This is a genomic window from Paenibacillus sp. sg306046, from assembly GCF_059821225.1.
Map to the genome: position 1 here is coordinate 285,701 of NZ_JCAMRT010000002.1, position 13,221 is coordinate 298,921.

Consider the following 13,221-nt stretch of genomic DNA (forward strand, 5'->3'; position numbering starts at 1 on the left):
ATGAACAAACCATCGCAACGTATGCTTGGGTTATCGCTCGCGTTAACATTGGCCGGGACGGCTGTCGCCGGCTGCAGCAGCACCCCGGCCCCGACTCCGGCCCCGACTCCGGCGCCGTCGGCCACCTCCGGCGAAACGCCTGCGCCGGCTCCGGCCGGTCTCGATACGTCCAAGAAGGTCGAGCTGCAGTTTTATATGCTTGGCGAGGCGCCGAAGGATTTGCCCGTCATTGAGGCTGAAATCAACAAGCTGGCGCTGAAGGATTTGAATGCGACGGTGAAGTTTAATTTTACGACCTGGACCGACTGGGATCAGAAATACAAGCTGCTGCTGTCGTCCGGCCAGCCGATTGATCTGATTTTTACAGCCGAATGGACGCAGTACCAATCGTATGCCAAAAAGGGCGCTTTTTTGCCGCTCGACGAGCTGCTGCCCAAGGTTGCGCCCAAGCTGAACAGCTTTGTCCCCAAGGACATGTGGAACGCGGTAAAAATTGACAACAAGATTTATACGGTGCCGGCCACTTACAAGGAGTATGTGACGACGGGCTTCGTCTGGCGCGAGGACTTGCGGGAGAAATTTAATTTGCCCAAGCCGGATTCGCTCGCCAACTTCGAAGCGTACCTCGCCGGCATCAAGCAAAACGTGCCGACGATGATTCCGCTGGCGACCAACAGCGATTTGAAGAACAATTTGTCCGAGCTGTATAAAAACCTGACGATTGATCCGGTCGGCATCGTTCCTTACGGCATCGCCATCCCGTATACCAAACCGACCGAGGTTACGTTCTACTGGGGCTCGGCCGAGCATCTGAAGGAGCTGCAGACGTACAGACGCTGGCAGGAAAGCGGCTATATGTCCAAAAATACGCTGAATGTGAAGGATTCGATGTCCGATCTTATTACAAGCGGCAAGGCGGCTGCCAATCTGGGCGATAATCCGAGCCGCTTCAATGATCAGAAGATCAAAATCGCCGCGGCGCACCCGGACTGGAAGCTGGATTATTACCCTGCGCCGCTGATCAAGGGCCATGCCGAGCCGGTGCATCCGATCCACAACGGCTTTGCGGTTCCGAAAAGCAGCAAAAATCCGGAGCGCGCGCTTGCCTTCTATGAGAAGCTGGTTACGGACAAAACCTACAATTTGCTGACCCAATACGGAATTGAAGGCAAAAACTACAAGGTTGACAACGGCTATTATACGATGATTGGCGACGCCAACAGCAACGGCTTCCCGCGCGAGTCGATGCAGAGCTGGGCATGGCGGAACCCCGACTATATGATCTTCGATAAAGGCTATGATGAAGTGAAGCGAATTTTCAGCCAGCTCGATAAGATTCAATCGCCTGACAAATTCACTGGCTTCGCCGAGGACTATACGGGCTACCAGGCGGAACGGGCCGCGCTGGAGCAGGTGGAGAAGCAGTTTTTGTTCCCGCTGGAGGCCGGGCTTGTAGCGGATGTCGAGGGCGGACTGAAAACCTTTATGGAAAAGGCGAAGGCCGCAGGACTGGAAAAAGTTCAGGCTGCCTACAAGCAGCAGTGGCTGGCGTACGTGCAGGAGCAAGGCATCAAATAAATAGCGGCGCAACCGAGGGAATCCCCGCTCCGAAAAGGAGCTGCGGGATTCCCTCTTTGATGAACAAGGACAAGTATGGTATAGTTTGACGTATATAGCCATTGTTTTCTGAGGTGAACGCTTTTGCTGAACAAGCTTATTCCGCGCGAACATGTAAACAGCATCTATGAAATCGAACTGGATATGTTATGGAAGCAGGGATACCGGGGCATTATTACGGACTTGGACAATACGCTGGTGGGGGCCAAGGCGCCGCTCGCGACACCGGAACTCATTGATTGGCTGAAGGTTGTCGGCCAGATCGGATTTCAGGTTGTCATTGTATCAAACAATCAGCGGGAGCGTGTGACCAAGTTTGCCGAGCCGTTGTCCCTGCCTTTTATTTATCAGGCCAAAAAACCGACCAACCGGTCGTTTCGCAAGGCGCTGCAGTTGATGCGGCTGCAAGCCGGGGAAACGATTGTCGTTGGCGACCAGATGCTGACCGATGTGCTGGGGGGCAACCGGCTCGGGCTGTATACGATTCTCGTCAGTCCCATTGCAATTGCTGACGAAGGCTTCTTTACGAAGGTGAATCGGCGAATTGAAAAAGCCGCATTAATGATGATGAAAAGGTAGGGAACGTATGACGCTTGACCGTGAACCGATGCAACAAGAGGAACTTTACTGCTCTGGCTGTGGCGTACGCATACAGACGGAGGACACGCAGAAGCTCGGCTATGTGCCCGCTTCTGCTTTGAGCCGCACGCCGCTGATTTGCCAGCGCTGCTTCCGGATCAAAAATTACAATGAATCATCCAGCATTACGCTGAACCAGGACGATTTTCTGCGGCTGCTGACGCATGTCGGCTCGACGAAATCGCTGGTAGTCAACATCGTCGATTTGTTCGACTTCGAGGGCAGCACGATTTCCGGCTTGGCGCGTTTTGTGGGCTCCAATCCGATTGTGCTTGTCGTCAATAAAATCGACCTGCTGCCCAAGGTGACGAACTATAACCGGATTCTGAACTGGGTGCAGCGCCAGGTGAAGGAAGCGGGTCTGCGTGTCGTCGAGGTTGTGCTGTGCTCGGCTAAAAAAAATATGGGCTTCGAGCGTGTCATTGAAGCGATTGAGGAGCATCGCGACGGTCGCGATATTTACGTCGTTGGCGCAACAAATGTCGGTAAGTCGACGCTTATTAACCGGCTGATCCGCGACTACAGCGATCTTGATGCGGAGCTGACGACCTCGCTGTATCCGGGTACGACGCTTGACCTCGTCCGCATCCCGATGGATGACGGCACGTCGATCATCGATACGCCGGGCATTGTGTACAAGCACCGAATGACCGAGCTGGTCGGCAAAAAGGATCTGATGAAGCTGATGCCGGACAAGCCGGTCAAGCCGCTTGTATTCCAGCTGAATCCGCAGCAGAGCGTGTTTTTCGGCAGCTTGGTGCGGTTTGACTTCGTACAAGGCGAACGGCAGTCGTTTACCTTCTACGTATCCAACGCGCTGACGGCGCACCGGACGAAGCTGGAGCGGGCAGACGCGCTGTATGCCGAGCACAAGGGCGTGCTGCTGACGCCGCCGTCGCTGGAGGAGCTGGAGCTACTGCCTCCGTTGACGAAGCATGCCATCCGGATTCCGAAGGGAAAACCGATGGATGTGTCGATTTCGGGCATCGGCTGGGTGAAGGCGAACAGCGAAGCAGGCGCGGATCTGATGATTTATGTGCCGAAGGGCGTAAAGGTTGCTTTGCGCGAGTCACTGATCTAGTTGATCTAGCTGATCTAGCGCAGGCAGGAAGTGCTGCGGACGGACAGGAGGGCTTGAGAATGGCAAAGCTTGATCAAGACGGGAGCGGTCGGCCGGGGCCGATTGCTTTGGACAGCCATACAGTGCTGTTCGGCGTGTTCGGAGACCCGATTCGGCACTCGAAATCGCCGGTCATGCTGAACCGGGCGTTTGAGGTGAGCGGGGTGAATGCGGCCTATGCCGCTTTTCATATATTGCCCGGCACGCTGGGGGACGCGGTGGCGGGAATCCGCGCACTGCAGTTTCGGGGTGTAAATGTGACGGTGCCGCATAAGCTGGAAGTGATGGATTATCTGGACGAAATTGATGAGGGCGCCCGGATTATCGGCGCGGTGAATACAATTGTCAACGATAACGGGCGGCTGACCGGCTACAATACGGACGGGATCGGCTACATCCGTTCGCTGAAGGAAGAGACGGGTCTTGACCTGTGCGGCCGCAAAGTGCTGATGCTCGGCGCAGGGGGCGCGGCGCGCGGCGTTGGTTACGCAATTGCCAAGGAAGGGGCCGCGCATATTTATATCGCGAACCGGACAAAGGCGAAGGCGGAGGAGCTGGCGCAGTCGATGAGCAGCTTCGCAAGCGTCTCCGGTCACGGGCTGGATGAGCTTGGCGCGCTGGCGGCCGAGGCCGCGCTGATTGTCAATAATACATCGGTCGGCATGTATCCGCATGTGGACGAATCGCCGATGGATGTGGCGCTGATCCGGCCGGATACGGTGGTCAGCGATTTGATCTACAATCCGCTGCTGACGAAATTTTTGCGCGATGCCCGCGACCTGCGGGGCGCTGCGGTGCATAGCGGACTGGGCATGTTTATTTATCAGGGCGCTTACGCCTTTGAATATTGGACGGGCAAGCCTGCGCCGATTGAAGCGATGCGCGAGGTTGTGCTCGCGTCGTTTGCGCAGGCGGAGCAATTGCGTACAGAAAAAGGGGAACGATAATTCATGTTGACAGGTAAACAAAAACGGTTTTTGCGCGCGCAGGCCCATCACTTGAACCCGATCTTTCAGGTCGGCAAAGGCGGGGTAAACGATCACTTGATCCGTCATATCGCCGAGGCGATCGAGGTGCGGGAGCTGCTCAAGGTGTCGGTGCTGAACAACAATTCCGATGACCGCCAGGAGGTTGCCGAGGAGCTGGCAGCGGGCGCGGGCGCGGAGCTGGTGCAGGTGATCGGCAGCACGATCGTGCTGTACAAGGAGTCGCGCGATCATAAAACGATCGAGCTTCCCTAAACCTTCGCCAGCAAGCAGGCGGGCGGAAATTCAAGTGAGGTGAGCGATGTGAAGATCGGACTGATGGGCGGCACCTTCGATCCCATCCATATCGGGCACTTGCTGGCCGCGCAAAGCGTCTGTGAGCAGCTGGAGCTGGATGAAATCTGGTTTATGCCGACCAATGTGCCGCCGCACAAGGAGCAGACAGCGGGAGCGGAGCCGCGCCAGCGGCTGGAGATGGTCCGGTTGGCGGTGAACGGCTATGACCGGTTCAGGACGACCGCAATCGAGCTGGAGAAGGGCGGCGTCTCGTACAGCATCGAAACCGTGCTGCTGCTGCGGGAGCAGTATCCCGCGTACGACTTTTATTATTTGATCGGCGCGGATATGGTTCGTTATTTGCCCAAGTGGGTGCGGATTGACGAGCTGGTGCGGCTGGTCACCTTCGTCGGGCTGCAGCGTCCCGGCTATGAGCTGGGCCTGGAGGAGCTGCCTCCGCATATCCATGCGGCGGTCCGGCTCGCCTCCATGCCGCAGCTGGAGCTGTCATCCACGCAAATTCGCGAACGCCGGGCCGCCGGTCGGTCGGTGCGCTATATGGTGCCGGATGCGGTAAATGATTATATCGAGGTGAACCGACTGTATGAAACGTGAGGAGATCATCGCGGCGGTGAAGGAGCAGATGCCGGAGCGGCGCTGGGCGCATACGGTCGGTGTCATGGAGACGGCGGTGCTGCTTGCGAACCGGTTTGGCGAAGACCCGGTGAAGGCGGAGCTGGCCGCGATTTTGCATGATGTGTGCAAATATTGGCGGGTGGACGAACAGGCTGCCATCATCCGCGATAACGGCTTGCCGCTTGACCTGCTCGATTACGAGAAGGAGCTGTGGCATGCGCATGCCGGCGCCTGGATTGCGCAGAGCCGGTTCGGCGTGGGCGATGAAACGGTGCTGGATGCGATCCGCTACCATACGTCGGGGCGCGAGCGGATGACCGGTCTCGATAAGGTCGTTTGCCTGGCGGACTATATGGAGCCTGGAAGAGATTTTCCGCATGTGAATCGCATTCGCGAGGAGGCGGAGCATAGTCTGGAGCAGGCGCTGCTGACCGGGTTTGACGGTACAATCCGTTTTTTGCTGGATCAGGGCAAGCGCATTTATCCGCTGACGCTGGCAGCGCGCAACGGCTTGATTGCCGAGCTGCAGCACCGGCAGGCTGCCCTTGACGAAGCTGCGCGTGAAGCAAACGATTAACCAAGGAACAGTTAGGGAGGAACCTACATGGCAGTACAACCGGACGAACTGATGAAGCTCGTCGTTGACGCGGCGGAGGACAAAAAAGCGATGAACCTGGTCGCATTGAACTTGCGCGGCATTTCGCTAATCTCAGATTATTTCATCATCTGCCACGGTAATTCCGAGACGCAGGTGCAGGCGATTGCGACTGAAATCCGCAAGCGCGCCGATCAGGCGGGCGCGACTGTACGCGGTCTGGAAGGCATGGATACGGCTCGCTGGGTGCTGATTGACCTGGGCGACGTTGTCGCACATGTGTTCCACCGGGATGAGCGGGAATATTACAATATCGAGCGTCTGTGGTCGGATGCGAAAGTGGTTGAGCGGGTATGACGCTGGAAGCCGGAACGTACCGCCGTCTGGAGGTCGCCCGCGAGGTGTCGCCGCTTGGGTATTTTTTGACCGACGGCACGATGGATGTGCTGCTGCATTATAGCGAAACAAACGGGACGGCGATCCAGATCGGCGAACCGGTCGAAGCTTTCCTGTTTCATGATACGGAAGACCGGCTGGCCGCTACGCTGCGCAAGCCGCTGGTCAGCCTTGGCGAGCTTGCGCTGCTGGAGGTCGCGGATATTCATCCGCGCTTCGGCTGTTTTCTCGAAATGGGGCTTGGACGCCAGCTGCTGCTGCCGTTCCGCGAGCTGCCTGAGCTGAAGGAGCTTCATCCGCGTGTCGGCGACCGCGTTTTTATCGTGCTGGGCCATGACCGTCAGGGCCGGATGGTCGCGAGGCTAGCCGGGGAAGAGCAGCTTCGCCAGCTCTGTGTGTCGGCTCCGCAGGTCTGGAAAAATCGGACGATCGAAGCCCGGGTATACAAGCCGCTGCAGATGGGCTCCTTTGTCGTTTGCGACGCGGGCGTGCTGGGCTTTGGCGTCATCGGCCTGATTCACGCGACGGAACGCACGCGGATGCTGCGTCTGGGCGAGCGGGTGGAGGCGCGCGTAGCGTTTGTGCGGGAGGACGGCAACGTCAACCTGTCGATGCGCGAGCGCAAGGAAATTGTGCGCGACGAGGATGCCGAGAAGCTGCTTGCGTTTCTGCGCGAGCGGCCGAATGCGGCCATGCCGTATTCGGATGAGACGCCTGCGGACTTGATCAGCCAGCGGTTCGGCATGAGTAAGTCGGCCTTCAAGCGCGCGCTCGGCAAGCTGATGAAGGAAGGGCTTGTTGTGCAGGACGGCAGCTGGACGCATCTGAAGCAGGAGGCTGCGCCGCAAGAGGAAGCCTGAGTGAGTGCTGCTTGCTGGAGAGCAGGCGGTTCATCGGCGTCAAGCAGAGCCTGGGCTTTGAAAAAGCTCCGTTGGAGCGTTTCGCAGCGTTTCTGTTGATCCCAATAGCAGCACCCAGATACCGGTTCGCGACTCTCGGCAGTTGCAGCCGGTTTTCTTTAACTTGACAAGAAAAGCGAAAGCGGCTGCTAGAAAACGGATCCAGCATTGTCCGTCCGAGGCGCTTCGGTCAGAAGCTTTTCTGGTGGAAAAGGAGGGGAAAAGATTGGCTTATGAGCAGTTTTCCTATGTGTACGATCGGTTAATGGAGGACATGCCTTATGAGGAGTGGCTTGAATTTGCCTGCACCTGTTGGCGCAGCTTCGGCAATCCGCATACGGTGGTCGATTTGGGCTGCGGAACAGGCAGCTTGTCCGTGCCGTTAATGCAGCTCGGCTATGAGGTGATCGGCGTTGATTTGTCCGCGGATATGCTTGCTATTGCCCGGGATAAAGCCGATCAGGCGACGCGCGAGGCGGCGGGAGCGCAAGCAGGCAGCTTGCTGCTGCTGCAGCAGGATCTTCGCGAATGGTCGGCGGGCAGGCCGGTTGAAGCGGTCGTCTCGTTTTGCGATTGCTTCAACTATTTGCTGGAGCTGGAGGAGGTGGCTGACGCGTTCCGCCATACGTATGAGGCGCTGGCGCCGGGCGGGGTATTTGTATTTGATATGCATACGCCGTTCCAGCTGCGTTCTTATGCGGAAGCCCAGCCCTTTCTGTTGAATGAGGACGATGTCGCTTATATCTGGACATGCGAGCTGGACGAGGAGCGGTGTGAGATTGAGCATGCGCTGACGATTTTCGTGAAGGAAGAGGGACGGGCGGGACAGGCTGAACGAGGAAGCGCGGAACGGTTCGAACGGGTCGATGAATCCCATGTGCAGCGGGCGTATGCGCCTGAGGTGATTGAGGCGGCACTGCGTACGGCGGGGTTCACGGAGGTTGCCGTATATGCGGACTTTACGTGGGAAGCAGTGACGGACACGACGGAACGGGCGTTTTTTGTGGCGGTCAAGCCGCGGTAGTCTGGGCAATCGCTCAGATGGAGCAGGTCGAGTGTACGAGCAGAACGTCTCAACGGGACAGAACGTTCCAACGGAGCAGGCCGATGTCAGACGGTTGGCGGCTTCTACCGTCTGTTCACGTGCCGAGCAGATGCAAAATCAATTGAAGGACCGCTAACACAATGCCCCACAGCGGCAGGGAAAGCAGCAGTCCGTTAACTAGGCCGCGCATCGCGATCTCTCCTTTTCAGCGCAACGTCATCGTGGCGTTCTACGTCCAGTATGATCCAAACAGGGCTAGATTAACCGTTGATGATGGATGCAGGAGGACTAGGCCACGGGCCTTCCAGCTGCAAAGGCTGCGACGGGAGACGTCCATTTTAAGCGTGATTGAAAGCCGCCTGTTGCCGGGCGCCGCCGGTTTTCAAGCCGCTTGAATGTGCTTTCCTTACTGCTCCTTACCTTGCGGTGGAGGCACAGCTTGACAGGGCAGAATTATTTTGCATATAATGATGGATAACTGAATGGATAAGAAGGCAACGACAGGAAGTAGTAGGGAGCAGGTCCGTTAACAGAGAGCCGGTGGGTGGTGTGAACCGGTAGCGGCGCGTTCGTGAACTCATTCTGGAGCCAGAAGGCGATGGAGATGCGGCGGGTAATTGGCAGCATGATCCGGCAGCCGGATCGTTTCCCCGCGTTAAGGGGATCAAGTGGATGGAAGGCAAAGCATGCCTGAAGTCAACTAGGGTGGTACCACGGGAAAACAAAGCTTCTCGTCCCTAGCGCAAGCTAGGGATGGGGGGCTTTTTTGTTTGTATGCATATGTGTGCTTGAACTTGAAGGAGGCAGCCAGCCATGACAGAGGAAACAAGAGAAAACCAGGGATATAACCCGCTTGCCATCGAGCCGAAATGGCAGCAGTATTGGGATCGCAACAAAACGTTCAAGGTGCTGGACGACGATTCCAGGCCTAAATTTTACGCGCTGGATATGTTCCCGTATCCGTCCGGAGCAGGGCTGCATGTCGGCCATCCGGAAGGCTATACGGCGACGGACATCGTTTCGCGTTACAAGCGGATGCGCGGGTACAATGTGCTGCATCCGATGGGCTGGGACGCATTTGGCTTGCCGGCCGAGCAGTACGCGCTGGACACGGGCAATGATCCGCGGGATTTTACGCAGAAAAATATTGATACGTTCCGCCGTCAAATCAAGTCGCTTGGCTTCTCCTACGACTGGGATCGGGAGATCAGCACAACGGACCCGGAATATTACAAATGGACACAGTGGATTTTCATCCAATTGTATAAAAAAGGGCTCGCTTATGTGGACGAAGTAGCTGTGAACTGGTGTCCGGCGCTTGGTACCGTGCTGGCCAATGAGGAAGTGATCGACGGCCTGAGTGAGCGCGGCAGTCACCCGGTCGTCCGCAAGCCGATGCGCCAATGGGTGCTGCGGATTACGGAATACGCCGAGCGGCTGCTCGACGATCTGGAGGAGCTCGACTGGTCGGAAAGCATTAAGGACATGCAGCGCAACTGGATCGGCAAGTCGAAGGGCGCTGAGGTGACCTTTGCGATCGAAGGGCATGACGGGGACGGGCTACGCGTGTTCACTACGCGTCCGGATACGTTGTTCGGGGCTACGTATTGCGTACTGGCGCCTGAGCATGAGCTGGTCGGACGTATTACGACAGCGGGGCAGGCGGATGCGGTACGCGAGTACCAGGAGCGCGCTTCGCGCAAAAGCGATCTGGAGCGCACCGACCTTGCGAAGGATAAAACGGGCGTATTTACCGGCGCTTACGCAGTGAATCCGGTCAGCGGCGCACAGGTGCCGATCTGGATCGCCGATTATGTGCTGGCCGGATACGGAACGGGCGCGATCATGGCTGTGCCGGGCCACGACCAGCGTGACTGGGAGTTCGCCAAGCAGTTCAATTTGCCGATCGTACAGGTGGTTGAAGGCGGCGATGTGGAGAAGGAAGCGTATGCCGGGGACGGCGCGCATGTTAATTCGGAGTTCCTGAATGGCTTGAACAATGAGCAGGCGATCAGCACGATGATTGAACGGCTCGAAGCGGACGGCAAAGGCAAGGGGAAAGTGACCTACCGTCTGCGTGACTGGCTGTTCAGCCGTCAGCGCTACTGGGGCGAGCCGATCCCGATTCTGCATCTCGAGGACGGAACAATGACGACCGTACCGGAGGACCAGCTGCCGCTGCTGCTGCCGCAGGTTGATGAGATCAAGCCGTCCGGCACCGGCGAATCGCCGCTGGCTAATGTCAAGGAATGGGTCGAAACCGTCGATCCGGTATCCGGGCAGAAAGCGCGCCGCGAAACAAATACGATGCCGCAATGGGCCGGAAGCTGCTGGTATTACTTGCGTTTTATCGACCCGCGCAATGACAAGGAAATTTGCTCGCCGGAGCTGCAGCGCAAGTGGCTGCCGGTTGACCTGTATATCGGCGGCGCAGAGCATGCCGTTCTGCACTTGCTGTACGCGCGCTTCTGGCACAAAGTGCTGTACGATCTCGGCGTAGTGGCGACGAAGGAGCCGTTCCACAAGCTCGTCAACCAAGGCATGATTCTCGGCGAAAATAACGAAAAGATGAGTAAATCGCGCGGCAATGTCATCAATCCGGATGAGATTGTCAATGAATACGGCGCAGATACGCTGCGTATGTACGAAATGTTTATGGGACCGCTGGAAGCGACGAAGCCTTGGAATGTCAACGGTGTGGAAGGTACTTACCGCTTCCTGAACCGGGTATGGCGGCTGTTTGTCGGCGAGGACGGCGCGTTGAGCGCGAAAATTGACGCCGCCGAGGAGCTGGGCAGCGAGACGTTCAAACGAATCTGGCACCGCACGATCAAAAAGGTGACTGAGGACAACGAGGCGCTGCGGTTCAATACCTCGATCAGCCAGCTGATGATTTTCGTCAATGAAGCGTATAAAACAGACCGTTTGCCTAAGGCCGCTATGGAGCAGTTTGTCCAAATGCTGTCACCGCTTGCGCCTCACTTGGCTGAGGAGCTGTGGGAAAAGCTCGGTCATACGGACAGTGTTACTTATGCCGCATGGCCGGTATATGAGGAAGCCTGGACGGTGGACAATGAAGTCGAAATCGTCGTCCAGGTAAATGGCAAGATCGCTGATCGGGCGCGTGTTGCCGCAGATGCCGACGAGGCAGCGCTGCAGGAGCTGGCGTTTGGTCTCGATAAAGTGAAGGATGCGACGGCGGGTAAAACCGTTCGCAAGGTTATCGTAGTCAAAGGCAAGCTTGTGAACATCGTTGTCGGTTAACAAAAACCAAATAACCGCAGGGACCGGCGTTATACGCCGTTGTCCTGCGGTTCATACGGAAAAGACGTGAAAGCATCGCGTTCTAGTCGACCTGGGTCCCGAAGAAGCGGGCTTCCACCTTTTCCACATCTTCATTGTATTTGGCATGAGTTGTGCGGATCAGGTCGTAGAAGACCCCGCCCAGCTCTTTTTCCATTATACGGAGACCTTCGGCGGTAATGCCGCCCGGCACAGCTACTCGCTTCTGCAGCGCCACCGGGGTAAAGCCTCCGGTCGTCAGCAGCTTGCCGGTGCCAAGTGTCATTTCGCTGGCCAGCAGCGTCGCTTCCTGTTCAGACATGCCGGTTTCCTCGACTGCGGCTTCGACGAATTTTTGTACGAAATAAGCGAGGAAGGCGGGACCGCAGCTGCTCAGATCGGAGGAGATGCGGGTGTATTGCTCGGATACGCGAATCGGTGAGCCGATATGGGAGAGCAAGTTTTCCAGCATCACTTCATCCTCCGGCATCGTCCGGTTCCCGTAAATGCACAATGTAGCGCCGCTTAAAACATAATTCGTGATACTCGGAATAATTTTGGCGATTTTGCAAGGAAGCTGTTCCTCCAGATGGCGGAGCAGCACGGGGCTTGTAATCGAGACAATAAGCTGCTCGCTCGTTACGACGGAGCGGATTTCTTCAATGACCTCTTTGAATTCCAGCGGCTTGACGCATAGAAACAATAGCTCCGCGCCTTGCGCAGCTTCTTTATTGGAACGGGCCACCTGCAGTCCCGGAACGTGCTCGGCCAGCCGCTCGACCTTGGCCAGTGTGCGATTGGTCGCGACGACTTGCTCCGGGTTCAGCGCACCGGACCGGATAAATGCTTCGATGAGTATACTTCCCATGCTGCCTGTTCCTATGAAACCAACTCGCATGACCATCCCCCCTGTTTAGATTGCAGCCTTTTTCCATTATATCGGGGGAAACTTTGAAATATGCCTGACAGGTTGCTTCACAAAGGAGGATTTGTATGAATAACCAGTCGGTACGCATGCCGCGGCTGTGGTGGATGATCGCGGGCGCGGCAGCGCTGGCGGTGCTCGTGCTGTTGCTTCGTTATTTGTTGGCGGCCGCCCCGGAAGCAGGCTTTGTCACGGTTGATGACGCGATGCGGCAGCTGCTGCAGGAGCAAAGCGACACGAGGGGGATTGCCCCAGGCGGAAGAGGGACGGACGCTGGACATGCGCTGAAGGGCCTCGAACGGGGAGCAGCCGGGAGCGGGGAGTCTGCTGCTGCGGCGGCAGGATCGGGAGGCAGCGAAGCCGTGAACGAGAAAGCTGCTGCTGCGGCAGGCGAGGGCGGGCGGAAGCTGGCAGATGGCGCGGCGACGGCAGTTTCTGGCAAGGAAGAGGCTCAGGGGGATAAAACTGGCGGCAGTAGGGCAGGTTCCCCGAAGGAAGCCGACAAGCTTGATTTGAACCGGGCCACCGCGGAGCAGCTCGATGCGCTGCCCGGAATTGGCCCCAGCCGGGCGCAAGCGATCATTGAGCTGCGGAAGAAGCTCGGCGGCTTTCGTTCAACGGAGCAGCTGAAGGAGGTCAAAGGGATCGGCGACCAGACCTTTAAGAAGCTGGAGCCGCTTATTACGGTTGTAAAATGAGGGGCAGAAGCCGTTCATGAATCTGACGGTACCCCCTTTCGTTTTAGCTGGAAATATGAGAGAATGAAAAGGAAGTCGATCTAAAACCTACCATTCTAAGGGGGATA

At 57.1% G+C, this 13,221-nt stretch carries 13 protein-coding genes and 1 other annotated feature; of the genes, 12 read left to right on the forward strand and 1 reads right to left on the reverse strand.

What is annotated here, in order from left to right:
• The 11 genes from AC6ROY_RS03200 to leuS all read left to right on the forward strand — a co-directional run bounded on the left by AC6ROY_RS03200 (window position 1) and on the right by leuS (window position 11,473).
• A complete protein-coding gene (locus AC6ROY_RS03200) occupies window positions 1-1,578 on the forward strand; it encodes an extracellular solute-binding protein (RefSeq protein WP_500098532.1) in 1,578 nt (525 codons plus the stop codon).
• A 123-nt stretch (window positions 1,579-1,701) separates the two neighbouring features.
• Window positions 1,702-2,196, forward strand: coding sequence for a YqeG family HAD IIIA-type phosphatase (locus AC6ROY_RS03205; protein ID WP_500098533.1), 495 nt, complete (start codon window positions 1,702-1,704; stop codon window positions 2,194-2,196).
• A gap of 7 nt (window positions 2,197-2,203) precedes the next feature.
• On the forward strand, window positions 2,204-3,337 hold the full coding sequence (yqeH, locus tag AC6ROY_RS03210; protein ID WP_500098534.1) for a ribosome biogenesis GTPase YqeH: 1,134 nt from the start codon (window positions 2,204-2,206) through the stop codon (window positions 3,335-3,337).
• A gap of 59 nt (window positions 3,338-3,396) precedes the next feature.
• Complete coding sequence (locus tag AC6ROY_RS03215) at window positions 3,397-4,323, forward strand: shikimate dehydrogenase (RefSeq protein ID WP_500098536.1); 927 nt, start codon at window positions 3,397-3,399, stop codon at window positions 4,321-4,323.
• A gap of 3 nt (window positions 4,324-4,326) precedes the next feature.
• Window positions 4,327-4,617: a ribosome assembly RNA-binding protein YhbY gene (gene yhbY, locus AC6ROY_RS03220; protein ID WP_500098537.1), complete on the forward strand. Its 291-nt coding sequence runs from the start codon at window positions 4,327-4,329 to the stop codon at window positions 4,615-4,617.
• Window positions 4,618-4,665: 48 nt separating this feature from the next.
• Window positions 4,666-5,253 carry a nicotinate-nucleotide adenylyltransferase gene (locus tag AC6ROY_RS03225; protein ID WP_500098657.1) on the forward strand — a complete coding sequence of 196 codons (588 nt, stop codon included), beginning with the start codon at window positions 4,666-4,668 and terminating at the stop codon, window positions 5,251-5,253.
• Window positions 5,243-5,851, forward strand: coding sequence for a bis(5'-nucleosyl)-tetraphosphatase (symmetrical) YqeK (gene yqeK, locus AC6ROY_RS03230; RefSeq protein WP_500098538.1), 609 nt, complete (start codon window positions 5,243-5,245; stop codon window positions 5,849-5,851). The genes AC6ROY_RS03225 and yqeK overlap by 11 nt, the downstream gene beginning before the upstream one ends.
• A 27-nt stretch (window positions 5,852-5,878) precedes the next feature.
• Entirely contained in the window at window positions 5,879-6,226 is a 348-nt protein-coding gene (gene rsfS, locus AC6ROY_RS03235) for a ribosome silencing factor (protein WP_500098539.1), read from the forward strand.
• On the forward strand, window positions 6,223-7,125 hold the full coding sequence (locus AC6ROY_RS03240) for a CvfB family protein (protein ID WP_500098540.1): 903 nt from the start codon (window positions 6,223-6,225) through the stop codon (window positions 7,123-7,125). The genes rsfS and AC6ROY_RS03240 overlap by 4 nt, the downstream gene beginning before the upstream one ends.
• A gap of 265 nt (window positions 7,126-7,390) precedes the next feature.
• Window positions 7,391-8,188, forward strand: a complete 798-nt coding sequence (locus AC6ROY_RS03245; RefSeq protein ID WP_500098541.1) for a class I SAM-dependent DNA methyltransferase — start codon at window positions 7,391-7,393, stop codon at window positions 8,186-8,188.
• A 509-nt stretch (window positions 8,189-8,697) separates the two neighbouring features.
• Window positions 8,698-8,951 (forward strand) — a binding site (T-box leader).
• A 71-nt stretch (window positions 8,952-9,022) separates the two neighbouring features.
• The gene (gene leuS / locus AC6ROY_RS03250) at window positions 9,023-11,473 is read left to right on the forward strand and encodes a leucine--tRNA ligase (protein ID WP_500098542.1); all 2,451 of its coding nucleotides are present in this window, start codon (window positions 9,023-9,025) and stop codon (window positions 11,471-11,473) included.
• A gap of 82 nt (window positions 11,474-11,555) precedes the next feature.
• Here the strand turns inward: leuS and comER are convergent, their stop codons facing one another.
• Complete coding sequence (gene comER / locus AC6ROY_RS03255; protein WP_500098543.1) at window positions 11,556-12,389, reverse strand: late competence protein ComER; 834 nt, start codon at window positions 12,387-12,389, stop codon at window positions 11,556-11,558.
• 95 nt (window positions 12,390-12,484) lie between these two features.
• Between comER and AC6ROY_RS03260 the strand changes: the two genes are divergently transcribed.
• Window positions 12,485-13,114 (forward strand): ComEA family DNA-binding protein, encoded by a 630-nt coding sequence (locus tag AC6ROY_RS03260; protein WP_500098544.1) that lies wholly within the window; start codon window positions 12,485-12,487, stop codon window positions 13,112-13,114.
• Window positions 13,115-13,221 lie beyond the last annotated feature (107 nt).

Bases quoted from the DNA above. Each gene is read 5' to 3' on its own strand.
- AC6ROY_RS03200 (WP_500098532.1), top strand. From the start codon at position 1: ATGAACAAACCATCGCAACGTATGCTTGGGTTATCGCTCGCGTTAACA.
- yqeH (WP_500098534.1), top strand. From the start codon at position 2,204: ATGACGCTTGACCGTGAACCGATGCAACAAGAGGAACTTTACTGCTCT.
- AC6ROY_RS03215 (WP_500098536.1), top strand. From the start codon at position 3,397: ATGGCAAAGCTTGATCAAGACGGGAGCGGTCGGCCGGGGCCGATTGCT.
- yhbY (WP_500098537.1), top strand. From the start codon at position 4,327: ATGTTGACAGGTAAACAAAAACGGTTTTTGCGCGCGCAGGCCCATCAC.
- yqeK (WP_500098538.1), top strand. From the start codon at position 5,243: ATGAAACGTGAGGAGATCATCGCGGCGGTGAAGGAGCAGATGCCGGAG.
- rsfS (WP_500098539.1), top strand. From the start codon at position 5,879: ATGGCAGTACAACCGGACGAACTGATGAAGCTCGTCGTTGACGCGGCG.
- AC6ROY_RS03240 (WP_500098540.1), top strand. From the start codon at position 6,223: ATGACGCTGGAAGCCGGAACGTACCGCCGTCTGGAGGTCGCCCGCGAG.
- leuS (WP_500098542.1), top strand. From the start codon at position 9,023: ATGACAGAGGAAACAAGAGAAAACCAGGGATATAACCCGCTTGCCATC.
- comER (WP_500098543.1), bottom strand. From the start codon at position 12,389: ATGCGAGTTGGTTTCATAGGAACAGGCAGCATGGGAAGTATACTCATC.
- AC6ROY_RS03260 (WP_500098544.1), top strand. From the start codon at position 12,485: ATGAATAACCAGTCGGTACGCATGCCGCGGCTGTGGTGGATGATCGCG.